The following is a 24,251-nucleotide window of genomic DNA, read 5'->3' as shown; positions in this document are numbered from 1 at the left end:
ACTATAATCCTTATGAACGTGCTAATGTGATGATATATACTGCTTGTTAAGTGTGACAGAAGTGAGAATATGATGTTCAGTATGGAAACAGAGAATGTGTCAGGAATTGATAGCAATTGGGAGCATTGTGCGTATTTTTGTGCGTTGTTCATTGCTGGTTGGCATTGATTGTAGATAATGCTTCGGTGAAGCTCTAGATCGGGTTTGGCTGATCAAAGGAAAAGTAGTAATATGATTATTGTACTATGTCGAGCTCATAACTACATAACATATAATATGGAAGTGCAAAGAAACAAAAGCCAGTCCTAATAACTTACATTACATAGTTTCAATTACTCCTAGTTAATCTGTGTAAGGACTGGCAAAGAGATTATACCAAAGCTTGTATCACGGGGGTGAGTCTTGAGAATAAGAGTTTCTCTCGAAAGTGAAAGAAACATCTCTCTACCACTAAGTTACTCATATCCTCTTCAGTCGGCAATATACGAGGTACTTTCAGGCGCAATCCCGGAAAGCCACGACTTCGGCCTAACTGTGAACAGGAGAGTACTGAGACCATTCACTTTCTCCCGACTCCTTGGTCGCAAGCAAAGGATCGGCGAAGGCTCGATAACTCTATCACCTCCGATAAGCTTGCACTTGTCATCACCACTTGAATACTACGTTCAGGCCTTTGCAAATAGCCTAATCAAGAACAGAGGCATTCAACTGCTAGGGACAACACTTGAACTGAGATCAATTGAGGTTGAGCCCAAGATACCAGAAGCGAGCTCCATCAGCGCGAGAACAATATCACCAATAACTGTCTATTCAACCCTCATGACCGCAGACGGGAGAAAGAAAACGTATTTCTACAATCCGACAGAAAAAGATTTCACAATTCAGATTCGGGAAAACCTCAACAGAAAGGCAAGTGCATTGGGTAATTCCGTCAGAGCGGGGGAAGTTTTCTCCTTCAAACTTGCCTCAAGACCGGTTCAACGGATTGTGAAGTACAAGGATTTCACTCAAATCGCCTGGGACTTTCGCTTTGAGCTTCAAGCAGATCCCGAGCTTATATCGATAGCCTACGACTGGGGACTAGGTTCAAATAACGCCCAAGGTTTTGGAATGATAAAAACTATCGAAAGGAGGTGATCAGAATTGATCAAGAGTGTTTACGAAATCGGGATTTGGCATGAAGATGAGTTCGACGAAACCCAGCAGTTGACGGAGGATCTTGGCAAGAAATACACCAGAGTCATAACAATAGACTTGGAAACAGAGGACGACAAACTTCTCTATTCCGGCTGTAGATTAGCGTACAAAACGGATGCTAATTACCTCTACAGAAAGACTCCTTCCGCAAAACCAGACCCATACTCTTTGACTCTGAAACCTTCAAAAAAAGGTCCATCAGGTTTGATCGACAGGTTTGTGAAATTCTGTGAGATGCATCCAGGTGAACTTGCGAATGACATTAAAGTTATTCTTTCAGAGAACAAAGAGAAGATCGTCAGAGATATTGAAGAGCAGGCTGAGCAGATTACCGAGAAGAATGAATTCTATTTCTTGACTGTTTTGATCGATGGACGATCTGTGGGAGCGTTCAAGGAGTTCAGGTCCGTTTTCCTAAATGAAGTTCAGAAGCTCCCGAACTCCCGAAGGGGCGTTTGCTTTTTGTGTGGGAAAGAAACCGAAGTTGGTGCCAGAGTTAGCAACATCTTCAAGTTTGGCACAATTGATCAGCCTGGTTTTGCACATATGATGAGCAACAAGAGTCACGATGTTACTATGCCTCTCTGCCAAGACTGTTTCTCCAAACTCGCCCTGGGTAAAAGGATTGCGGACGACAAGTTAACTCTCAACTTCTATGATTCACAAGTTTACGTCCTTCCAAGATTCGCGGGTAACAGAGTAGGCAAGAGCCAACAGTTCACCGAAAATAGCCTTTCAGCGCTCAAGAGCCTTACAGATTCGTTCAGAGGAGAAGACGGTAGATATGAGAGATTTGAATTAAGGTTGATCAAGAAACTTAGCAAAGAGGACGCCTATTCGACCTTGAATTTCGTCTTCTTTGTCAAAGCAAGAGGCAAGGATGAGGTGAAAGTCTACCTGAACATTGAAGATGTCCCGCCATCCAGGATGACGGCTATTACAAAAACAGCAGATGAAATTGAGGCCGAGCTAAAACCCTTAGGTTCTCACAGAATCAGATTTGAAATACTGTGGAAGGTTTTTAAAGGTTATGCTCAGCTAAAAAAGAACTCCTCTGACAGCCCAGTGCCGCCAAATGATTTTCTGGAATTCATGAGGACGATATTTAAGGGCACCAAGGCAGACTTAAATCTTTTCAAGAAGGCTTCGATGCGGTACTTTTACTCTCTTAAGATGAATGCGAAAGAAAGTGAACTAAGCAGTATATTCTTCGATCGCAATTCGATAGTTGCAATGGGTTATTTCCTGGACAGACTGAATAATCCTTTAGAAGGAGGGGTTTTGGGTTTGAAAAAACCAAAGGAGGAATTACTAGAAGAGTATTTTGAGCGGTATCCCGGCTTTTTTGCAAACGATGATTTGAAGCTCACTTTTGTAATCGGAATGATCCACGCTCTTGTTGTGGCGATTCAGAAAGACCAGGGTTACACCGGTACAGCCGACCAGAGGATCAAGGGTTACAGGATGAAGCCAGACGACTTCAAAGAACATCTCACGTATCTCAGAGATAAGTACAAGCACTATTCGAAGAAGATAAAAAACGCCTCTCATATTGGATTTGTCGAGAAGCTCTTTGAACTCGCGGGAAGATATCAGCTGAATGCCGGAATGAAATGGAAGTCGTCGCTGACAGACCTGAATTATGCATTCTTGTGTGGAGAAGCTTCGAAAAATCTGTTGATGGGTTCATCTGAAAAAGAAGTTGCCGAGGAAGCAACTGTAGAAGAGGAGGAATGAGCATGGCGGACTTGGTTAAGAACCGGCATGAGATAGTCTTTATTTATGATGTGAAGGACGGCAACCCTAACGGAGATCCTATGGATGAGAACAAACCGAGGATGGATGAAACTACCGGGCTAAACATTGTCTCGGATGTCAGACTTAAGAGAACAATCAGAGACTATATGGGGAAAGTGCAGAAGGTAGAACGTCCTGAAGGCTACGAGCAAGAGGTCTTTATTAACGGAGATCCTGTTACGTCAGAACAGCGGGCAAAAGAGCTGATTTCCGACATAACCGACAGTAAAAAGTACGATAGACAGAGGGCATCAGAGGCTCTTCTTAAGAAATGCATAGATCTGCGTCTTTTCGGCGGAACCGTACCGATCTCAAAGCTCAATATGTCTATAACCGGGCCAGTTCAGTTCAGATTCGGCAGATCTCTTCACAGGGCCGATTCTGTCTTTGTTCAGGGCACGGCGGCTTTTGTCTCAAAGGAAGGAAACGAGCAACGAAGTTTCAGCGAGAAATGGCAGCTCCCCTATTCTTGCATCGCATTTTATGGTGTTCTCAATCAGAATACTGCAAAAGAAACACTCCTAACTGACACCGATGTCGATTGTCTCTTTGAAGCCTTGTGGGATGGCACCAAAGATTTAATTACCCGCTCCAAGATGGAACAGCTCCCAAGACTTCTTATAGATGTTGTTTATAATGATGAGACAAACTTCCACATTGGCGAGCTTGATAAAGCTATTGAGCTGAAATCTGAGATTCCGGACGAGAAGATCCGTGGGATCAAAGACTTCAAACTTGAGATTTCCGAACTTAAGGGACTTCTTGATAGATACAGCAGCAACATAATGAAAGTCCGATACAGAATAGACCCTAGACTGAAGCTCACCCTCAATGGCGAACCATTCGAGATAGAAGGTTTACTGGAGGGCAAGACCGAAAAACTGGAAAAGTGAGGTGAGGACTCATGAAAGTCCTCGTCTTCGACATAGCCAGTGACTACGCCCATTTCAGAAAGCCATACACCACGACATCGGCGCTGACTTATTCGGTCCCGCCGCGTACAGCCGTCGTTGGTTTGCTGGGAAACATTATTGGCGTTCAAAGTGGAGGCTTCGGCAAGAGCGAGCAGTCAGATTATTTTGAGGCCAAGGGCTTGAAGACTGGTGTCAGGGTTTTAAGGCCCGTAAGAAAGACCACTTTCAATCTGAAATACCTCCACACGAAGAGCGGAGGCAGTATCCTTGTTCCCGTCGAATGTGTCGTCTCCCCCAAGTATCGGATCTATGTCACAGGAAGTATGGAACTCTTGTTGACTTTGAGAGGAAAACTCAAGAACCATGAGACACACTTCACTCCTTACCTTGGCATTTCTGAATTCATAGCCTCTGTAGATTACGTCGGAGAATATGAAGCAAATGATATGAATGGTGAGGTATTGGTCGATTCCATAGTCTATCTGTTTGATGAGGGAGAAATCAGATTCGAGAGCGGGCTAAATCTCTTCCGTGAGACACATGCGATTTCCATGGATAACGAGAGGAGAGTCCAGAGTTACTCGGAAATTGCCTATGAAGAAGACGGTAAACGAATTCTTTTGTTAAAGAGCCCTCCTCAGTCTGAAATCGTGAAAATAAAAGGAACTCAAGAAGAGGTGGTAATGCTTGTCTGAAGTTTATTCCCATCCAGCAAGAGAAGGTGAAGAGCCCAGGCCGTTGATGGATCATCTCGATGGTGTCTATCACCTAATGATTTCCGAGATCGAAACGGCGAGCCTATTCATGGACTTTGAAAATCTGCTCGGGGTCGATAAAAAGACCCTGGGCTTTCTGGTTAAGGCCATCGCATACTTACATGATCTCGGAAAAGCAACTCCTGAGTTTCAAAATAAGATCATGAAACGCAGATTCAACAGCGACAGGTCCAAGCATTCTGCTTTAGGAGCTTTTGCAATAGGAAAGTACTTGATGCAGAAAGCACCAAAGGAAATTCAACATCTCATCCCGGTAATAGTGAGTCTCCTGAAGCGGCACCATGGTCACGCTGAAAATCCAGGATTCGGTTGTGACCTGGATAGCGATTCAGAACTCATAGAATGGCAGCTCTCAAATCTGAACGAAGATTTTCTTGAAGAACTTCGTATGAAAATCGATGTTCCACGACTGGACAAAGATGAATTAAGTGATCTCGTCTACGATTGGCAGGATTATTACGAAGATTTCTTCCTGGACGATAGAAAGGATATCCGACCTTTTGTATTGTATATGTACCTCTCATCCCTTCTGCGCTGGGCAGATGAAACCGACGCTGCCTTCAGAAATAAGCCATTGCCTAAGAGGGACGATCTTCCCGAAACACTTGTAGAAGATTACAGGAAAGCGAAAGGTTTTGACATGCCGGGAACAGATCCCATGAACCTTCTTAGGAGCAAATTCTACGACCTTGCGACATCAAATATCGACTTCAAAACTGGTACTCTCAGAGGTCCTACAGGTATCGGGAAAACATTGACTCTTCTCTCACTGGCACTGAAATTGCGAAGCAAACTAACGAAAGAAGGTTATATTCCCAGGATTATATATTGCCTACCTTTCCTGAGCATAATAGATCAGACTTACGATGTTGCGCGAAAACTCTTCATTGAAACGGGTCGGCCCGAGCCGACTCCAAATCAATTATTACAGCAGCATCATCTTTCGGAGATAGATTTCTCCACAGATAACGAAGATGAGAACTACGAGAAGTACGAGGCAGACCTCCTGATAAACTCATGGAACAGCGAGCTAACTATCACTACATTTGTGAGCTTCTTCCATTCTATTTTCACAAGAAAAAGAACCCCAAAATTCTTCAGGATCCCGGGTTCCATAGTTCTGCTGGACGAAATTCAGGCAATTCCCACAAGATACTGGGCCCTTACCGGGAAAGTGATGCAGCTACTCGCCCAATACGGAGGTACAAGATTCATATTCTCCACGGCAACCATGCCATCGTGTTTCGGCTTAAGCGGCGAATCTCTTGTCAATGAAGATATTCCGCTTAACAGGTTTGAACTGGAGCGTATAGACGAGATGACCTTTGAAGAATTCACAAGCAACCTGCTGCCAAATGCTGTGGAAGAAGCAAGGTCATCTGGGAAGTCCCTGATGATTGTTATGAACACAATAGCTTCGGCTGAAGCTGCTTTCAAGGAAATTCTCGAGTTGCATGATGTAGAAGTTGAAAAGCTTTACTATCTTTCTACAAAAGTCCCGCCGAAAGTTCGAAGGCAAAGAATTCAAAACATAAAGGACGAAGACGGCCCTTGCATACTGGTTACAACCCAGCTTGTCGAAGCCGGTGTTGATCTAGATTTCGACTACTGCATCCGCGACATGGGTCCCCTGGACAGCATCGTTCAAGTCGCAGGAAGGGTCAACAGATCCAGCAGAAAAGACAGAGGAAGAATAAGACTTGTTGAATTAACTGACTTCAACGGACACCGTGCGCCGAGCAAGATCTATGACTCAGTTTTGTTATCTGCTACCAAAAAAGCTATTAATAGCACCCTATACAATGAATCGGAACTCTATTCACTCGTTGAAGACTACTTCGAAGCTATTGAAGAATCGGGCTTCGAAATGCAATCAAAGGAAATTCTGGAAAGCATATACAAGCTCGAATTTGCCAACATCGCGGATTTTAAGCTGATCGATGAGAGCGGTAGGAGATACCCCGTGTTCCTTGAAATTGACGATGAAGCAGAAACCGCCTGGCAAGAATACACAGACATCCTTCAAAGACCCACTACCGCTGAAGACAAATTCAAGCTACTCGCGGAAAAGAAAAGCATAGTAAGAAAACTCGCACCTTACATAATCAACTATCGTGTAAAACATGATGAGAGTGAAGCCGATCTTCCGCCCGTGGTAGGCGGTTTCTGCTACGTTCAGAAAGACGAGCTGGAACGCTACTACAACGAGTTGACGGGTTTTCACTTGTCCGGGTGTGACGTCTATTGATAGAGATAACCGGTTATCTTGTGCTTTCATATTCGAACTGTGCCAGGGAAGCGTGGTTAGTGGCCCATAGAATATTTCCAGAAAGCGAAAACATGAATCTTGCCCTAGGTCGTCTCATCCATGAAACCTCCTACGAAAACAGAGGAGAAAAAGATATCGCCATAGATAACATACGACTGGACATGGTCGAAGAGAAAAAGGGAAGAACGATCGTCAGTGAAATAAAGAAGTCCAAGTATTCACTTGAAGGGGCCAGAGATCAATTGCTTTTCTACCTGCTGCGCCTGAAAGAAATGGGAGTCGAAGCGAATGGCCAGTTACTTGTTCCAAAAGAAAAGCGGAAGATCGAAGTTATGTTGACAGCAGAAGAAGAAGCAAGAATCAAGACATTGTGCGATGAGATCCAAGCCCTTGTTGAGGGGCCGATTCCGTCTCTAGAAAGAACTCAGAACAAGTGCAAGAACTGCGCATACTACTCTTACTGTTGGGTGTGATGATATGAAACGGATGCTGTATCTATTCACTTCGGGAAAGTTATTGAGGATGAACAACACTCTTGTCTTCGAGAAAGAAGACGGAAAGAAGGTCCATCTTCCGGTGGAGCAGACGGATTCCATATGCGCTTTTGGAGAGTTGGATCTCAACAAAAGAGTGTTGGAATTTCTGACCCAAAAACAGATCCCTCTCCACTTTTTCAACCGATACGATTACTATTCAGGGACATACTATCCAAGGGAGCACCTCAATTCCGGCTTCCTGATACTTCAACAAGCTAATTTCTACAACGATCCGGAGAAACGTCTTGACCTTGCGAAGAAATTTGTCAGCGCCTCGATGACCAACATGCTTAATGTTCTGGCATACTACAACCGACGTGGAAAAGACATGGAAAACGCGATCGAAAGCCTGAATTCATTGAAAGATCGACTGGTAGAAACTGCAAGCATCGACGAATCAATGGCCATAGAAGGCAACTTCAGAGATCTCTATTACAAATGCTTTGATGCAATAATAGATAACTCAAGCTTTGAGTTCGTATCAAGAACTAGGCAACCACCCCTGAACAGACTCAACGCATTAATAAGCTTCGGGAACACAATGCTCTATACCACAGTGCTGGGAGAGATCTACCGCACACATCTTGATCCGCGGATTGGGTACCTTCACACAACTAATTTCCGTAGCTTTTCTCTGAATCTGGATGTCGCCGAGGTCTTCAAACCTGTCCTTGTAGACCGTCTTATCTTCTCCCTGATAAACAAGAAACAGATACAGGCGAAGCACTTCGCTAAACATCTGGAAGGGATTTACATGAACGACTCTGGAAAAGAGACTTTTGTGAGAGCATATGATGAGAAATTAAAGACAACGATAAAGCATCCGGCATTGAAAAGAAACGTGTCGTACCGGTATCTGATTCGCCTGGAGCTTTACAAAATCGAAAAGCAGATTACTGGCGAGCGCGAATACATTCCCTGGAAGGAATAGAACGTGTACATTCTTCTCGTCTACGATATCGGGGAAAAAAGAGTGAACAAAGCGCTAAAGATCTGCAGGCAGTATATGGACTGGGTTCAAAATTCCGTGTTTGAGGGCGAGTTGACAAAGGCAAGCCTCGAGTCCCTTAAAAAACGCCTGGGAAGAATGATGAACAAGGAAGAAGATTCAGTACGAATCTACAAACTTAGGTCAGAAGATCATTTAACCATCGAAATACTCGGAATAGATAAGAAACAAGTAGCTAACGATGGAGTTATATAGAAAAGAGGTGTGGGAAAAATGGAGAGTGGACCGATCACATTTAAGGTGAAGACTCTTACCCCGCTATGGACCGGCGGGTCAGATGGAAAGATGGACCGGGTACACGAAACGGGAATCATAGGAAGCATTAGATGGTGGTATGAAGTCATCGCGAGGGGGCTCGGCTATTACGTTTGCGATCCAACCTCAGATAATCGCTGTAAATTATCAAGCAAAGAAAAAGACAGTAAGGAAAGACTTCAAACCTTTGTCCTGCCTGTTATCTATTTGGAACTACAGATTGGAAGAGAATGTTCAATTTGATTTCAACAGCTGAAGGCAAGCAGCCGGTTAAAGGGAATGAACCCTCCTCACAAATTACAACCAACGATATTAACGAGAATTGGTTAAGCAGGGTCTTTGAGAAAAACCGTTATGCCATGAACTATTTTGGCTCTTTTGAGCTTGGAGTTCTTCCAAGGTGCGATAGAGATCAAATTGAAGAGCAGCTTAAGGCTGTCCTTTCAATTATGAGCAACTTTGGTTCTCGAGGGGCTAAGCCCCAATTTGGTAATGGCCTCTTTGAACTCACTGATGATACAGGAGAACCAATAGAATCACTTCGGATGATCAACAGATTCCTTAAGGAAAATTGCTTTATCAAAAAAAGCGATCACAAGAAAGGCTTTTCGCTGAAGAACTACTGGAAAATCGAGACAGAAGTTGGAAAATCTCTTCCACCAGCGAACCTGAAGTATGTGGGCAGAGAAGTTAAGAACTTGTATATCCCGTCGACCCCTGATTCATGGAAAACACCGGGGGATCGACAGAAATACTAGAATTTTGTTCTTCCATTGTAAATGGGATTTATAAGACATTGGTCTTTGAAAAACAGGCATGAACATAATTTGCCTCAAAACACTGAAAATACTATATAATCTATATAATAATGGGCTCCCAGACTACCTATGAGGAATTGAAACGTAGGTCTCGCCTGTGACTTCCCGCCTGTGGTCTTGCGCTCCCAGACTACCTATGAGGAATTGAAACACAAGTTTGTCGATGAACTCTTCAAGGACGATTCAGGCTCCCAGACTACCTATGAGGAATTGAAACCTTTCTACCATCTCTATCACTCCTTTAAAAAGTTTTGTGCTCCCAGACTACCTATGAGGAATTGAAACTGAGTATCCGCCCATTGCATGGTTACCCAGCCGATAGCTCCCAGACTACCTATGAGGAATTGAAACTATTCGATCAAAGACAAACTCACGGATAGGCTTCAGGCTCCCAGACTACCTATGAGGAATTGAAACAAAAGCACGGAGTACGTTGATGAATCGGTTGATTATCGCTCCCAGACTACCTATGAGGAATTGAAACGTGGTACGGGTGGCTTTGGGGACGAGATGGTGCCGCTCCCAGACTACCTATGAGGAATTGAAACCTTCGTCGTCCGTGAGAACCTCGATATTCACGCTACCCGCTCCCAGACTACCTATGAGGAATTGAAACTCCGTAGTCCAGCGCTTCCTCTTCGCTCTTCGCAATGCTCCCAGACTACCTATGAGGAATTGAAACTTCTTCCACATTCAATTTCTGAGCGGGTTTCTCCTGGCTCCCAGACTACCTATGAGGAATTGAAACATCTCTCATCATCTGCGTGACTTTCCAGCCGACACCGCTCCCAGACTACCTATGAGGAATTGAAACCATAAGCGCAAAGGCTGCCGATTCAGATAAACTGGCTCCCAGACTACCTATGAGGAATTGAAACACATATTGGATATCAAAGATACCACCACCGGTCTTCAGCTCCCAGACTACCTATGAGGAATTGAAACCAGTCGCATCGTCAACATCGATGCGATATGCACCACCTCGCTCCCAGACTACCTATGAGGAATTGAAACTGGCAGCAGCTCTCGTGGGCTTGCTCAAGGAGTTCTGGCTCCCAGACTACCTATGAGGAATTGAAACGGTATATCCGAGTTTTACGAACCAGGGATTAGTTGCTCCCAGACTACCTATGAGGAATTGAAACTTATGTTCTTGGTACCAAAGTTTCCGGGGAACAATACGCTCCCAGACTACCTATGAGGAATTGAAACTTTCTCGCCTCCTTTTCGCCAATTTCCTCTTCCTTCGCTCCCAGACTACCTATGAGGAATTGAAACCTATCCTCGCCAACCGCTTCAGCGGCGACAATAGGCTCCCAGACTACCTATGAGGAATTGAAACAGCAGATTATGGCGGGTATCGAAAAAGCTATTGAACGCTCCCAGACTACCTATGAGGAATTGAAACTATCATCCGAGAAAGAAAGTTCCTTCTCAGACGATTGCTCCCAGACTACCTATGAGGAATTGAAACAAGACATTCCCTCTTAAGTACAGCCCAATGTATTTCTCGCTCCCAGACTACCTATGAGGAATTGAAACTCAGTTTTGGAACGGCGGCCACGAGCATCGGATCGGCTCCCAGACTACCTATGAGGAATTGAAACACGGGCATTCTTATGTTATCGATGGAATCTCGTTGCTCCCAGACTACCTATGAGGAATTGAAACGAGGTATGACATGAAGAACACAAGAGGATATGATGGCTCCCAGACTACCTATGAGGAATTGAAACCCGGCTCCTCTTGGGACTGGGGGGAAGCAAGAACTCGCTCCCAGACTACCTATGAGGAATTGAAACTAGAGACGATCGCCGAGGTAGAGATTGAGAGAGTCAGGCTCCCAGACTACCTATGAGGAATTGAAACATAAGCGAGAGCAAAGCCGAGCGAACTGCTACTGTGCTCCCAGACTACCTATGAGGAATTGAAACTCGTCTGACCCAGAGTAAGAGATCTTCCCGGTCAGAGCTCCCAGACTACCTATGAGGAATTGAAACACCTCGGCAACCATTGCAAACTTCTCTGATTTAGGGCTCCCAGACTACCTATGAGGAATTGAAACTCGCACCTTTTGCTGCCACGTCTTTGAAGAACGTAGCTCCCAGACTACCTATGAGGAATTGAAACCCGGATACCAATAGACATCTGATGTTTTTTTCAGGCTCCCAGACTACCTATGAGGAATTGAAACAATATTTTAAGCGCAAATGGGATTATAACAGGACAGCTCCCAGACTACCTATGAGGAATTGAAACTGAGCCATAAGCAAAATGAAGGCCCATTCGGCATTAGTGCTCCCAGACTACCTATGAGGAATTGAAACTCACATCGCCAACGATCTTTGCCCTAATCTCATCGTTTGCTCCCAGACTACCTATGAGGAATTGAAACAAAGATATCTGACAGCGGAGGAATACGAGAATAATGGCTCCCAGACTACCTATGAGGAATTGAAACATGACTACAACTACAATCCCGCTAGCGGAGGATTGCGCTCCCAGACTACCTATGAGGAATTGAAACTCAGAGCGTCACCACTGGCTGTAATCTTCACTGAGTCGCTCCCAGACTACCTATGAGGAATTGAAACCAGAAATTTCACACGAGTCGGCGCCGGGAGAGCTGGGCTCCCAGACTACCTATGAGGAATTGAAACGCAGGTATCGAAAAGGCTATTGAACTTGAAAACAGTGCTCCCAGACTACCTATGAGGAATTGAAACAAATTGTAACATACCATTATAGCTATATATTATGCTCCCAGACTACCTATGAGGAATTGAAACGCAGTGGCACGAAAACTTAAGAGCTTTGATCAAATTGCTCCCAGACTACCTATGAGGAATTGAAACTGGGCGCCTTTTCAAAGCTTTGACTACTTTTCTAACGCTCCCAGACTACCTATGAGGAATTGAAACTCTATCATGGTTCAAAATTCATGGAAAAGGGGGTGGCTCCCAGACTACCTATGAGGAATTGAAACTGAACCTGGCAATAAGTAAGTGAACAAAATTCACGGGCTCCCAGACTACCTATGAGGAATTGAAACTGAGAAGTAATCACGCCTCCTGGTCTGCTGTGTGGGTGCTCCCAGACTACCTATGAGGAATTGAAACCTTACTTGACTACTTACCTTGATTCACGTGCATTTCGCTCCCAGACTACCTATGAGGAATTGAAACGCGCAGTTGCTAGAAATTAGAAATGCACGTGAATGCTCCCAGACTACCTATGAGGAATTGAAACTTCGCTAGCGTGATATACCCATGCAATCTCTCCTGCTCCCAGACTACCTATGAGGAATTGAAACCAAAGTAGTTGGAAAAATGGAATATAGTATGATAGGCTCCCAGACTACCTATGAGGAATTGAAACACTTTCAATGGCGGGGCAAAATTCGGGCGAATTTTGGCTCCCAGACTACCTATGAGGAATTGAAACCGAAAGGAGTGTGAGAGAGATGGTAGAAAGCAAAAGGCTCCCAGACTACCTATGAGGAATTGAAACCCTCGATCTTCGTCTCTTTCTGATAGCTCTTCTTCGGCTCCCAGACTACCTATGAGGAATTGAAACCCGGCTTAGATGACGTTGAAAAGCTCAAGTCAATCGGCTCCCAGACTACCTATGAGGAATTGAAACTCCTGAGAAATGGTGAAGGCCTCTACGGTGAATCGAGCTCCCAGACTACCTATGAGGAATTGAAACTCAAGCTGTGGTTCGAATCTACAACTCCTATACACTGCTCCCAGACTACCTATGAGGAATTGAAACGCGAATAAGACGCCAGAAAAGCTTGAGAAAATCCTGGCTCCCAGACTACCTATGAGGAATTGAAACATTCATTTGACGGGTAATTATAATTTGTTCGTTTAGCTCCCAGACTACCTATGAGGAATTGAAACCTCAGCAATACCAGAACGCGGCATACACTTTGGTTTGGCTCCCAGACTACCTATGAGGAATTGAAACCTCAGCAATACCAGAACGCGGCATACACTTTGGTTTGGCTCCCAGACTACCTATGAGGAATTGAAACCTTTCTCATAATCAGTATAGTCATCTATCTCAACTGCTCCCAGACTACCTATGAGGAATTGAAACATGCGAATATCAATATTGGCAGTCACCACCTTTGTGCGCTCCCAGACTACCTATGAGGAATTGAAACTGAATGGGCACCGGGTGAGGCGCCGTGGGATACTTCGCTCCCAGACTACCTATGAGGAATTGAAACGTACTTGCAGAGAGGTAACAGTGCACGAAAATAAGTGCTCCCAGACTACCTATGAGGAATTGAAACTACCCAGGCTCATTTGACCTTTTCAACCCCGGAGTAGCTCCCAGACTACCTATGAGGAATTGAAACTTGCCTCGGTGCTTCCGGGAAGCCAGGGAACATCTTGCTCCCAGACTACCTATGAGGAATTGAAACTGGAGCAAATCTAACCGACTTCGCTATGCAATTTAAGCTCCCAGACTACCTATGAGGAATTGAAACGCAATTCTGCAGAGACTAGCTTTCGCAACGTTTCAGCTCCCAGACTACCTATGAGGAATTGAAACTCGAGTTCTTTGAAAGCATCCCGCCAGTCGTGAAATGCTCCCAGACTACCTATGAGGAATTGAAACGTAGTGCACGAAACCATTTACCATACTCTGAAGTTCGCTCCCAGACTACCTATGAGGAATTGAAACCTTGCTTACACATATGAGGATAATGACTGGGTATAGCTCCCAGACTACCTATGAGGAATTGAAACATGAGCAGTGGAAGAAAGTCAACGAAGGATCGAGCGCTCCCAGACTACCTATGAGGAATTGAAACTCTCCGTCAGTATATGGCGTAGCGTTTCCTACATAAGCTCCCAGACTACCTATGAGGAATTGAAACCTTGCGGAAGGCTGGCTACCGCTCGTAGATGAACCGCTCCCAGACTACCTATGAGGAATTGAAACGAAACCGTACTATCATGAGCGCAAAAAAATAGGGCTCCCAGACTACCTATGAGGAATTGAAACTTGAGTTCTTTGAAAGCATCCCGCCAGTCGTGCGCGCTCCCAGACTACCTATGAGGAATTGAAACTCTTGATCGGGATCTCAATGGGCCCGGTAGATCCGAGCTCCCAGACTACCTATGAGGAATTGAAACGTAGGAAGCCAGCTCCCAACAAGCACATCGGCAAAGGGCTCCCAGACTACCTATGAGGAATTGAAACCCGATCCTTCTTTGATATCGAAGGGCCAGACGGTGAGCTCCCAGACTACCTATGAGGAATTGAAACAAATCCCATTCAGGAAAACGGGTCGAGAGTTTGTCGCTCCCAGACTACCTATGAGGAATTGAAACCTCAAGTACAGATGGACCACCTGACCAATTGGATAGGCTCCCAGACTACCTATGAGGAATTGAAACGAAACCGTACTATCATGAGCGCAAAAAAATAGGGCTCCCAGACTACCTATGAGGAATTGAAACTTGAGTTCTTTGAAAGCATCCCGCCAGTCGTGCGCGCTCCCAGACTACCTATGAGGAATTGAAACCCGGTTTCCTGAACACGATTCCTTTGGAAAAGGGCGCTCCCAGACTACCTATGAGGAATTGAAACTCTCTCCAATTGTTACATCTGCCAGCCCCTTGACGAGCTCCCAGACTACCTATGAGGAATTGAAACTATAGAGGGTAACTGGATTCACGTACGAGACATATAGCTCCCAGACTACCTATGAGGAATTGAAACGCGAATAAGACGCCAGAAAAGCTTGAGAAAATCCTGGCTCCCAGACTACCTATGAGGAATTGAAACCCGGTTTCCTGAACACCATTCCTTTGGGAAAGGGCCGCTCCCAGACTACCTATGAGGAATTGAAACTTCAGCGTTGGCAAGTCAATGTTTGAGAGCTTCAGCGCTCCCAGACTACCTATGAGGAATTGAAACTTGTTCATCATGTTCAAAGGAGGCCTCAAGAGCAGTGCTCCCAGACTACCTATGAGGAATTGAAACTTGTATGTGATATGCTGGCTTGAGCCGGCCATAAAGGGCTCCCAGACTACCTATGAGGAATTGAAACTTCCTGTATTGAAACCTTGGATAGACCAGATAGGATAGCTCCCAGACTACCTATGAGGAATTGAAACCTAGAGCAAATAAAGAGCAACAGAAGCTCGAACATCGCTCCCAGACTACCTATGAGGAATTGAAACCAGCACAAATGAACCGGCCTCCGCAGTTGCCGCCTGCTCCCAGACTACCTATGAGGAATTGAAACTCGCATCATAAACCGCCTTTTCGCCTAATGCCTTAACGCTCCCAGACTACCTATGAGGAATTGAAACTGTCAAAAAAATATGTTGGTGACGTAGAGGCAGCTGGCTCCCAGACTACCTATGAGGAATTGAAACCGTGGTACTTTCCAACTGGCAGTAATATAGTACTCGCTCCCAGACTACCTATGAGGAATTGAAACTTTGCTAACGTGATATACCCATGTAGTCTCTCTTCGCTCCCAGACTACCTATGAGGAATTGAAACTTTTGTGAGTTAGGAAAAATGGAATCTAACATGATGCTCCCAGACTACCTATGAGGAATTGAAACTAGTGTCTATAATCGGCTATTCAAGTTAACATTGGAGCTCCCAGACTACCTATGAGGAATTGAAACCGATGCAGAGATGCTTCTCTAAAGGAGCCGTTTCCGCTCCCAGACTACCTATGAGGAATTGAAACCTATATTTAATCGAGGGAGTCGGAGGAATGAAGAGAGCTCCCAGACTACCTATGAGGAATTGAAACCTTGTTCTCTATCAGTAAATAGACCTTTCTCTATTGCTCCCAGACTACCTATGAGGAATTGAAACGATTATTGCCCTATCAGTCGGATCCGCTTTCTCCAGCTCCCAGACTACCTATGAGGAATTGAAACCTTGCTACTTAGACTCACGCGCATTTCTAATGGTCAGCTCCCAGACTACCTATGAGGAATTGAAACTCTATGAACCATGTGACCACTATGGAGGCATATCCTAGCTCCCAGACTACCTATGAGGAATTGAAACCAGCTGCAACCGTGGAGCATCTCGGACAGAACGGATCGCTCCCAGACTACCTATGAGGAATTGAAACTGGGAGAGGACTTTGCGTGGCTAACGGGGCTCTTGACAGGCTCCCAGACTACCTATGAGGAATTGAAACTTTCCCATCTCAAAGAAAAGATAGGTGGCTTTCGCTCCCAGACTACCTATGAGGAACTGAAACTAGAAAAATTGGCAAAGTTTTATATTCCGCAGGAGCATGCTCCCAGACTACCTATGAGGAATTGAAACTTTCAAAGAACGAAGCGTGGGATGTATTTCTTTCAGCTCCCAGACTACCTATGAGGAATTGAAACAGTGCTACTACTTCAGGGCTTCACGGCGGTTCTTGCTCCCAGACTACCTATGAGGAATTGAAACATCGGGTAATTTATAGCTGGGTGTGAGTTATAAATCGCTCCCAGACTACCTATGAGGAATTGAAACTTTGAAATGTATCGACAAATGATACTAACTGAAGGGCTCCCAGACTACCTATGAGGAATTGAAACTTTTGCGGACACAAGCGGGACATTCAAAGCATATCGCTCCCAGACTACCTATGAGGAATTGAAACCCAGAGCAAATAAAGAGCAACAGAAGCTCGAACATCGCTCCCAGACTACCTATGAGGAATTGAAACTCTGCCACGTGGACAAGCTCTTGCCCTCTGTAGAGCTCCCAGACTACCTATGAGGAATTGAAACCCGGATTTCTGAATACGATTCCTTTGGAAAAGGGTCGCTCCCAGACTACCTATGAGGAATTGAAACGTTAGGTACACTACTATACTATACTACTAAGTACACGTGCTCCCAGACTACCTATGAGGAATTGAAACGTGAGTCAGAGTTGGCTACAAGTCTAGAAATTAGGGCTCCCAGACTACCTATGAGGAATTGAAACCTTGCTACTTAGACTCACGCGCATTTCTAATGGTCAGCTCCCAGACTACCTATGAGGAATTGAAACTGTTATCGATGGAATCTCGTTCTCTTCTCATCCATAGCTCCCAGACTACCTATGAGGAATTGAAACTAGTATCCTAAAGTGAAGGCGGTGTGTAAGTATGAGGCTCCCAGACTACCTATGAGGAATTGAAACTTAATGAGTCGGAGCTAGCTACAGACCTTGAAATTGCTCCCAGACTACCTATGAGGAATTGAAACCGCTACCGATCCCGACTATGCGAAGAAGCTGACAAGGCTCCCAGACTACCTATGAGGAATTGAAACTTGCCTTTTTCTCTGTTAATGTAACCATGTTCTATCCCGCTCCCAGACTACCTATGAGGAATTGAAACCCCCGATTTTGAAATTTCCCCCAACATTCAGGGAAATGCTCCCAGACTACCTATGAGGAATTGAAACTTCGAAATGTATCGAAAAATGATATTAATCGAGGGGCTCCCAGACTACCTATGAGGAATTGAAACCAAAAGAGATCTCTTTTTTTTGCGCTCTTATCCTGGGCTCCCAGACTACCTATGAGGAATTGAAACTAACTGATGAGCTGCCAGAAGATATAATAGTGTGGGCTCCCAGACTACCTATGAGGAATTGAAACACTAAAATTAGGCATTTTTAGCCTAAATCTATATAGCTCCCAGACTACCTATGAGGAATTGAAACATGAAATATCTATCCATTCCCCAACATTAGTAGCAGCTCCCAGACTACCTATGAGGAATTGAAACCCCCGATTTTGAAATTTCCCCCAACATTCAGGGAAATGCTCCCAGACTACCTATGAGGAACTGAATCTTGAGAGAGAGTTCAATGAACTGGTCAAGGACTGCAGCTTGGGACATTTTACAAACTAGAGACATATTGGTTCAGTAGTCTACGGAAAAGGATCAAAGAGATATCACTAAAAGAGCAGGAAGGATCTCTCTTCCTTCCTGCCGTTAGGGTGTGTGAGTGGAGCAGTTGCAAGGGAAAACCAGTTGCAAGTGCCAAGTTGTGAGTTGCAAGAATAAGAGCTGCTGTACGCTGGAATAGCGGTCCTCGGTCAGCCGTCATCGGTCCTCCGATTTTTCAAGAGATTTGGAGAGTTTCCAGAGCATTCTATTAATGCTTTCGGCCTTCCTCTCGATTAGTTCAAGCTGATTTCGATTCATATAGCCAAACTCAAAGGAAATCTCAAGCTGGGCAACCGTCTCGTTCAGAAAATCCGCTTTACGATGCCTGCTGATCGCTGGAAAGACCGCTTTACTCTAAGAACCCGCCGAACGATAAAGGACAAGCTACCTGGGTAATGACTCCTTCTCTTCTTCTTTCATCAGAATCGCTCTTTCCCAGTCGAAGTGAAGGACTGTCTCGCGGTTCACGGCCTCTCCCCTGTCTCTGGAGACTATGACTCTCAGTTCATCTTTCGGCGCGCTGTTGTCATAGAAACGTTCGTGATGAAGCATGATTATCGTATCCGCGCAAGCGTTTATCTCTTCAGCGTCATGAAAGTCCTTCTGTTGAGGTACCTTGAACGGATTATCCATGACCGTCCTCTTCATCTGACTACCGAGAATAATGGGAATCTCAAGAAGCAACGAGAGCTCCTTGAACCAGTCGATCTCTCCCTCTCTCTCGCAAATCAGCTGCAGGTAATCGACGAAACAGACGTCGAAATTGAGCGAGGACTTCTCCTCCTCGATTTCATATGCCACTTCGTCTATCGCCCAGTCTCTGAGATCGAAGAAGAACAACGGAACCCTGTTCAGCTCTTCTCTCAAGCGCTCCGCATCTTCATAGTCTCTGAAGTGGCTCGAAGCAAACCTTTCCTTTAGCTGTGCAGTACTTTTCTCAAGTGTTACGTATGCGGTCTTGATTCCATCTCTCGCGAATCTGTAGGCCATATTGAGCATCAGTGTAGTCTTTCCCTGAGAGGGTCTCGATCCTATCACGACAAGGTCCGTTTCTCTCATAGGTTGAAGGACGTCGTTAAGTTTCTCTATCGGCCATTTGTACTCAGTCATTTCATTCACCTCCATAGAAATAGTTGTCAGTCAACGGTTCGCCGTTCTCCGAAAAGGTCAGATTCAATGGCCTAACCGCTCTTATGTTCTGTCAATAAACCGCTTCCTTGGACTGCTAAAGCTTCTTCTGCTATCATCATCATCGGGAGGTGTGATGATGGCTTTCAGATTCAAGGACCTCGAGGTTTGGAAGTTGAGCAAGGACTTCGCAAGGGATATCTACTCAGTTACCTCAACTTTTCCGGAGGAAGAGAGATACGCTTTGGTTTCTCAACTTCGCAGAGCCGCAGTCTCCGTTATGTCTAACATTGCCGAGGGGGCCGGTCGCCAATACAGAAAGGAATTCGTTCATTTCCTCTACATGGCCCGAGGCTCCCTCAATGAGACAGTTTCTCAGTTGGAACTTTCGTTCGAATTCGGCTACATCAACAAAGAGACTCTTGGGACTATTGAAGAGAGTGCCGAACGCATTAACCGCATGCTCTGGAAACTTTCGAAATCACTTGCTCATTCCACTTCGGAGAACGGTCAACGGTGAACCGTTAACTCTCTTGGGGTAGGTCAAGATCTTACGAACCTCCCAACAGGCAAGAAACTTCGTTGTCAGCTGCTGACTCAGAGGTTGGTCAAGATCTTAAGTACCTGCTACCCCATACCCCCAGCGCACAGCCTTCAGCGGCTCTTTCACCACGAAGCGGAACTTGACTCGCCGAAGGCGAGACTGGCCTTTGCGAACCAAAGACTGGCCTGGCGTAGCCTGACTGGCTATTTTGTCGCCTCCTGCGAAGCAGCATCACTTCCCCGGATGCTCTTCCGGGCATCACTTCCTCGCGCCAGCGAGCATCACTTCCTGGCGAAGCCCGCCGGTCCTTGCTCTACCCAGCCTTCAGCGCTCAGCGGTTCTTCCCAGCAGGTCCTTTTCATCAATCACCCGATCTCCTGGCATCCTGCTGTTCTTTCGCCCCTTTTCGGCTATGGAAATACTTGATTGATCTCTTCATCCATTCCATGATCTCTTCATTCACTTCGTAGATATCGTTCAGCTCCTCGGCATCTCCGATCTCTTCTGCGTAGGCCTCTGTTATCTTCTCTCTCAAGGTCGCTTCATAGCGCCGGACATCCAGAAGCGCTGCCGCGCGAAACATCTTTATGCTCTCTTCGACCTTGTCTATCATCTTCAGGGCCTTCGCAACGAGAAGGTAATTCTCCGCCTCGAAGGGATCGAGAAGCAGCGCTCTTTGAAGCCATGCGAGGGCATCGAGGGGTCTGTTCAGCTCGAGGTAAAGCTCACTCATTTCCCTTAACGCATTGCGGTCGTCGTTATCGTATGAGAGGGCCAGCCTGTACATCATCTCGCTCTTGTTCGGAAGGTTCAGCTTTCTGTATACCCTTGCGAGATCCTTTACGCTTCTCATGTCGTCGGGCCATCTCCTGTAACACTCCTCGAAGAGCCTCCTGGCTATGTGAAGATCGCCGAAATCCTCGGCTATTCGGCCGAGCACGAGGTATTCGCAGTCATACTTGAATTCGTCGAGCGGCTCCTCTTCAAGCTCCCAATTCGGGTCTTCTCTCAAGCCTATTTCCGTAATCGTCTTCAGATAAAGCTCCTTCGCCTTTTCCGTTTCTTCGAGAAACTGGTGCCTTCTTATTTCATTCAGCCTTAGAATCATCATCATCTCTTTCACCTCTTCTACCTTTTGTTCTTTGAACCATCACTGAGATCAGAGCCGGGCCTCGGCGCTCTCTTCTTCGAATTCATCGTCTAGCAAGCCTTCATCCTGCAGGCTATTTGAAGACGAAAGGAATTCTCTCTGCCTCTGGAGCATCTCTCCAAAGGAAAGTCCTTCGTAGTGTCCATTCTTCCTTTCGGCTTCGAGCCTGTCGGCGTTCTTTCGTATGAGTTCGACGGCTTCGATCAGATCCTCTGTCCTGGAGGAATCTCCCAGGTTGTCGTAGATAACCTTCGTCGTAAGGTCGGCCACTTTAGGGATCTCCATGGAGAAGTTCAGCATGATCCCTGCGAGGAAGTTCTGCCTGCTTGCCGAAGGCCTCTCCATTCTTGCGAGTACCTTGCTCAGCTGGAAGTATCCCGTCGGGTCGAGCGGATGGTCTCTCGTGAGTTTATCGAACCAGAAGTAGGCCTCGGTAAGCTTTTCTTCGTCAAAGGCCATCTCTCCAAGCCGGAGGGTCGCCCAGAAATGCTTCGGGTCTTTTTTCAGAACCCATTTGTAGTCCCCTTCGGCCTCTTTGAGTCTTCCCATGGATCTCTCTATGTCGGCAATGGAACAGAAGCCGCAGGTTTCATCCGGGTTTCGCTTACAGAATTGCTTCAGCATCTCCAGAGCCTTTTCCTTCTCTCCGAAAAAGGCAGTAAGTCTGGCCGCGTCATACAAGGCAAAGCCGGAGAGCTTCTCTTCGCCTTTCATGAGTTCTCCGTAGAAGACTCGGGCCTCTTTGGTCTTCATGTCTCCTATGTACTTGTTTGTGATCCTTATGAGGTCTTCTTCTCTTGACTTCTTCTTCTCCCCGGGAGAGCTTTTCTTGACGGCGCTATTGAGCTCGGGCTCATCCTTCAAACCGAGAAGAAAATCTATAGAGACATCCAGCGCCTCTGCTATCCTTAGCAATGTGTAGTACCCCGGGAACCTTTCTCCCTGCAGGTATGAAGTGAGTATCGAAGACCAGAGCTGGACCTTCTGTGCGAGCTCGGCTTCAGTCATATTCTTGTCTATCATTCTTTCCTTCAATCTTCTTCCGAATTCTTCCATATTTTCCTCCTTCAAGATCAGTTCCAAGTTCTGAGTTGCAAGTTGCAAGTCAAAACCAGTCTCAAGCCACGGAGTTTCAAGCTGAGAAACCGCCGGACCTCCAACCGCAAGGTCGCACCTCACTAGCGTTCAGCGGATCTTCTCAGCGGCTCTTCGCTCCGGGTAAAACTCCGCCGAAGAGTTTCGAGAGAAGCTCCTTGTTCACTTCCTCTTTCTTTCCGTTGAGCGCCTTGTCATTCTCCCTGAAATCGTATGATTCATATGCTTTTATGAACTGAGCCCTGACTACCCTTCTAGAATCACCAGTCATATCGCACAACTCCTGCCAGCCTATTGTCCTTTTCGCATTCTCCAGCCTTGGATCGTCGTAGAATTGCTCTTTGTAGATTCCGAATTTGTGCACGTCCTCTATGACTATCTGCCAGGCGTCTTCCGCGCTCAACGAATCCTTTGTTTCATCCAGGGCCGCTTTTCTTATCGCGGCTATCGTCGGTGGTCTATGCGTAGTCATGATTAACCTGTGCACGGCTGCCGAGAAGGCCAAATCGGAGATGTCGGTGACCATCTTGTACCATAGCTCTGCCGCCGGTCTGTCGAGAGTGAATCCGGGGAAGGCCATCTTCAGCATTGCCAGTCCCTCAGCGAATGTGCTTCTGTCCATCCAGTCCAACTCCCACGAAGTCCCTGAGAACATCTGCCATCCTGTCGCCCCTGTTAGAGTACTTCCCCTCCAGGACCTTCTCGAAATTAGAGGGCTTCATAAGCCAGTCGAAGTCCGCCCTCCATCTCGTCACTCTCCCGGAGAGAAACTCGGATTCCTCCACCCTGCTGAAGTAGTCTTCCCAGAACTCTATAGCGGGATACTCCTTCCAGCGGGCACGGACGTTTCTCTTTCTCGAACCCGACCATTTTGCCGATTCCTTTGGGGCAGGAAGAGAGGGGCAGAGGTCAATGAAGGCCTGACGGATCTTCTCGTACGGTACGCAAAAGTCGGCCGATCTCCGCTGGAACTGAGATTCATCCGATGTGAAAGGCGGAGAGTCGTCGTCTGTTTGGGCTCCGCAAAAAGAAGTGACTCCCTTTTCATCGTACGACTCATCTTTCACATAAAATGTCGTCTGCTCTTCTCGATCCGTTTCCTCTTCTGATTTCTCTTCAACACCGGAAAAAGCCGACAATCCACCGGAAATCCGACTCTCACCCGTCAGTCTCACTGACGAATTACCGTTAGGTAATTGTGTACTTTCTTCTTTAGTTTTCTTTGGTTTAGTTTTGTTTATATTATTGGGATCAGTCGAGAACGTATCGGGAACGCATCGGGGACTCTTCGGGCTCTCATCGCGATCAACCGTGCTTTGGTCGAGAGCATTCATTTCCTCGTCATCTGCGGCTGTTGAAATCTGATTCTCGGCACGCGTCGGGGTATCTGTCAAGGACGCGTCAGGGACGTGTCGGGTATCCATCGGGAACGCGGAAATCGAGTATTTTCCGGGGTTGAATCTGTCGCCCGATTCATAGGAAATGAGTCCCGCCTTGCAAAGTCTTCTTCTAGCTCTTGTGAGCTGTCCCTTCGTGCATCCGTATACGCTCTGAACTATCCCGTTTGGAACTATGAAACTCTCGGGCCATCTAGCGTTGTTGGCGTAATCTAGTATGAAGAAATAAAGAGATGTCTCGAGAGAGTTGAACTTGTGTATCTTGTTCGCTATCCAAAAGTTGTTTATAAGTTCTATGTAATTCACGGTAAAACCTCCATTAGAAATAGTTGTCCGTCAACGGTTCGCCGTTCTCCGAAAGAGCCAGGTCAATGGCCTAACCGCTCTTATGTCCTCTCGGTGAACCGTTAACTCTCTTGGGGTTGGTCAAG

General features: G+C 45.9%; 16 protein-coding genes and 1 CRISPR repeat array. Of the genes, 11 read left to right on the top strand and 5 right to left on the bottom strand.

What is annotated here, in order from left to right; genetic code table 11:
* The first annotated feature begins 402 nt into the window (after positions 1–402).
* Genes cas6 through V512_RS15120 form a run of 10 tightly spaced genes read left to right on the top strand, consistent with a single transcriptional unit; the run spans position 403 to position 9,511 of the window.
* Complete coding sequence (gene cas6, locus V512_RS10145; RefSeq protein WP_099830355.1) at positions 403–1,137, top strand: CRISPR-associated endoribonuclease Cas6; 735 nt, start codon at positions 403–405, stop codon at positions 1,135–1,137.
* 6 nt (positions 1,138–1,143) lie between these two features.
* On the top strand, positions 1,144–2,934 hold the full coding sequence (locus V512_RS10140; protein WP_099830354.1) for a TM1802 family CRISPR-associated protein: 1,791 nt from the start codon (positions 1,144–1,146) through the stop codon (positions 2,932–2,934).
* Between the two features lie 2 nt (positions 2,935–2,936).
* Positions 2,937–3,887 carry a type I-B CRISPR-associated protein Cas7/Csh2 gene (cas7b, locus tag V512_RS10135; protein WP_099830353.1) on the top strand — a complete coding sequence of 317 codons (951 nt, stop codon included), beginning with the start codon at positions 2,937–2,939 and terminating at the stop codon, positions 3,885–3,887.
* A gap of 11 nt (positions 3,888–3,898) precedes the next feature.
* Positions 3,899–4,603, top strand: a complete 705-nt coding sequence (gene cas5b / locus V512_RS10130; protein WP_099830352.1) for a type I-B CRISPR-associated protein Cas5b — start codon at positions 3,899–3,901, stop codon at positions 4,601–4,603.
* A complete protein-coding gene (locus tag V512_RS10125) occupies positions 4,596–6,932 on the top strand; it encodes a CRISPR-associated helicase/endonuclease Cas3 (protein WP_099830351.1) in 2,337 nt (778 codons plus the stop codon). Before cas5b ends, V512_RS10125 begins: the two co-directional genes overlap by 8 nt.
* Positions 6,929–7,426: a CRISPR-associated protein Cas4 gene (gene cas4, locus V512_RS10120; RefSeq protein WP_099830350.1), complete on the top strand. Its 498-nt coding sequence runs from the start codon at positions 6,929–6,931 to the stop codon at positions 7,424–7,426. Before V512_RS10125 ends, cas4 begins: the two co-directional genes overlap by 4 nt.
* A 4-nt stretch (positions 7,427–7,430) precedes the next feature.
* Positions 7,431–8,420, top strand: coding sequence for a type I-B CRISPR-associated endonuclease Cas1b (gene cas1b / locus V512_RS10115; protein WP_099830349.1), 990 nt, complete (start codon positions 7,431–7,433; stop codon positions 8,418–8,420).
* A gap of 3 nt (positions 8,421–8,423) precedes the next feature.
* On the top strand, positions 8,424–8,693 hold the full coding sequence (gene cas2, locus V512_RS10110; protein ID WP_099830348.1) for a CRISPR-associated endonuclease Cas2: 270 nt from the start codon (positions 8,424–8,426) through the stop codon (positions 8,691–8,693).
* 18 nt (positions 8,694–8,711) lie between these two features.
* Positions 8,712–8,996: a type III-B CRISPR module RAMP protein Cmr1 gene (cmr1, locus tag V512_RS15125; RefSeq protein WP_243392379.1), complete on the top strand. Its 285-nt coding sequence runs from the start codon at positions 8,712–8,714 to the stop codon at positions 8,994–8,996.
* Complete coding sequence (locus V512_RS15120) at positions 8,993–9,511, top strand: hypothetical protein (RefSeq protein WP_243392378.1); 519 nt, start codon at positions 8,993–8,995, stop codon at positions 9,509–9,511. The genes cmr1 and V512_RS15120 overlap by 4 nt, the downstream gene beginning before the upstream one ends.
* 114 nt (positions 9,512–9,625) lie before the next feature.
* Positions 9,626–18,408: direct repeats of the CRISPR family, unit length 30 nt; unit sequence GCTCCCAGACTACCTATGAGGAATTGAAAC.
* A gap of 482 nt (positions 18,409–18,890) precedes the next feature.
* Here V512_RS15120 and V512_RS10095 read toward each other — a convergent pair.
* Complete coding sequence (locus V512_RS10095; RefSeq protein WP_165775386.1) at positions 18,891–19,616, bottom strand: DnaB-like helicase C-terminal domain-containing protein; 726 nt, start codon at positions 19,614–19,616, stop codon at positions 18,891–18,893.
* Positions 19,617–19,773: 157 nt separating this feature from the next.
* On the opposite strand from V512_RS10095, the gene V512_RS10090 reads away from it, so the two are divergent.
* The gene (locus V512_RS10090; RefSeq protein ID WP_099830346.1) at positions 19,774–20,154 is read left to right on the top strand and encodes a four helix bundle protein; all 381 of its coding nucleotides are present in this window, start codon (positions 19,774–19,776) and stop codon (positions 20,152–20,154) included.
* 385 nt (positions 20,155–20,539) lie between these two features.
* Here the strand turns inward: V512_RS10090 and V512_RS10080 are convergent, their stop codons facing one another.
* The 4 genes from V512_RS10080 to V512_RS10065 all read right to left on the bottom strand — a co-directional run bounded on the left by V512_RS10080 (position 20,540) and on the right by V512_RS10065 (position 24,126).
* Positions 20,540–21,292, bottom strand: coding sequence for a hypothetical protein (locus V512_RS10080; RefSeq protein ID WP_099830344.1), 753 nt, complete (start codon positions 21,290–21,292; stop codon positions 20,540–20,542).
* A 45-nt stretch (positions 21,293–21,337) separates the two neighbouring features.
* Positions 21,338–22,384 (bottom strand): helix-turn-helix domain-containing protein, encoded by a 1,047-nt coding sequence (locus tag V512_RS10075; RefSeq protein ID WP_133117341.1) that lies wholly within the window; start codon positions 22,382–22,384, stop codon positions 21,338–21,340.
* A 142-nt stretch (positions 22,385–22,526) separates the two neighbouring features.
* Entirely contained in the window at positions 22,527–23,045 is a 519-nt protein-coding gene (locus V512_RS10070; protein ID WP_099830342.1) for a hypothetical protein, read from the bottom strand.
* Positions 23,023–24,126: a hypothetical protein gene (locus tag V512_RS10065; RefSeq protein ID WP_099830341.1), complete on the bottom strand. Its 1,104-nt coding sequence runs from the start codon at positions 24,124–24,126 to the stop codon at positions 23,023–23,025. The genes V512_RS10070 and V512_RS10065 overlap by 23 nt, the downstream gene beginning before the upstream one ends.
* Positions 24,127–24,251 lie beyond the last annotated feature (125 nt).

Origin of the sequence: Mesotoga sp. Brook.08.105.5.1, assembly GCF_002752635.1 — a bacterium.
Lineage (GTDB): Bacteria > Thermotogota > Thermotogae > Petrotogales > Kosmotogaceae > Mesotoga.
This window is presented reverse-complemented; position numbering and strand designations above follow the sequence as displayed.

Bases quoted from the DNA above. Each gene is read 5' to 3' on its own strand.
- cas7b (WP_099830353.1), top strand. From the start codon at position 2,937: ATGGCGGACTTGGTTAAGAACCGGCATGAGATAGTCTTTATTTATGAT.
- cas5b (WP_099830352.1), top strand. From the start codon at position 3,899: ATGAAAGTCCTCGTCTTCGACATAGCCAGTGACTACGCCCATTTCAGA.
- cas1b (WP_099830349.1), top strand. From the start codon at position 7,431: ATGAAACGGATGCTGTATCTATTCACTTCGGGAAAGTTATTGAGGATG.
- cmr1 (WP_243392379.1), top strand. From the start codon at position 8,712: ATGGAGAGTGGACCGATCACATTTAAGGTGAAGACTCTTACCCCGCTA.
- V512_RS10095 (WP_165775386.1), bottom strand. From the start codon at position 19,616: ATGACTGAGTACAAATGGCCGATAGAGAAACTTAACGACGTCCTTCAA.
- V512_RS10090 (WP_099830346.1), top strand. From the start codon at position 19,774: ATGGCTTTCAGATTCAAGGACCTCGAGGTTTGGAAGTTGAGCAAGGAC.
- V512_RS10080 (WP_099830344.1), bottom strand. From the start codon at position 21,292: ATGATGATGATTCTAAGGCTGAATGAAATAAGAAGGCACCAGTTTCTC.
- V512_RS10075 (WP_133117341.1), bottom strand. From the start codon at position 22,384: ATGGAAGAATTCGGAAGAAGATTGAAGGAAAGAATGATAGACAAGAAT.
- V512_RS10070 (WP_099830342.1), bottom strand. From the start codon at position 23,045: ATGGACAGAAGCACATTCGCTGAGGGACTGGCAATGCTGAAGATGGCC.